The sequence below is a fragment of the Nocardiopsis protaetiae genome, from assembly GCF_045446735.1.
GTDB classification, from domain to species: domain Bacteria; phylum Actinomycetota; class Actinomycetes; order Streptosporangiales; family Streptosporangiaceae; genus Nocardiopsis; species Nocardiopsis protaetiae.
On record NZ_JBJJBV010000577.1, the window covers coordinates 1 to 503 of the forward strand.

Genomic DNA, 503 nt, shown 5'->3' on the forward strand with positions numbered 1-503 from the left:
GTGATAGACGGCAGTCGTTGCGTGTGCGGGGTTGTGGGGCGTGTCTGTCCGGGTCTGCCGACCTGGAGCACTTTGTGGTCAGAGCTAGCTGAATCCGTTGGGAAGCGGTACCGGAGTGGGTGAGAGTCCCGTAGGTGAAGGTTCTGGTCAGGTGTTGGACGCTGTCCCCGAGTAGCGCGGAGCCCGAGAAATTCCGTGTGAATCTGGCAGGACCACCTGCTAAGCCAAAATACGTCCTGGTGACCGATAGTGCACTAGTACCGTGAGGGAAAGGTGAAAAGTGCCCCGGTGAGGGGTCGTGAAATAGTACCTGAAACCGTGTGCTGTCAAGCCGTCAGAGCCTGCCTTCGGGTTGGGTGATGGCGTGCCTTTTGAAGAATGAGCCTGCGAGTCATGGTGTGTGGCGAGGTTAACCCGGGTGGGGTAGCCGTAGGGAAACCGAGTCTGAATAGGGCGTTTGAGTCGCATGCTGTGGACCCGAAGCGGAGTGATCTACCCATGTC

At 58.3% G+C, this 503-nt stretch carries 1 rRNA gene; it reads left to right on the forward strand.

Annotated elements, in window-relative coordinates:
* A 23S ribosomal RNA gene (locus ACJOT3_RS34745) occupies positions 1–503 on the forward strand; the annotation flags it as partial.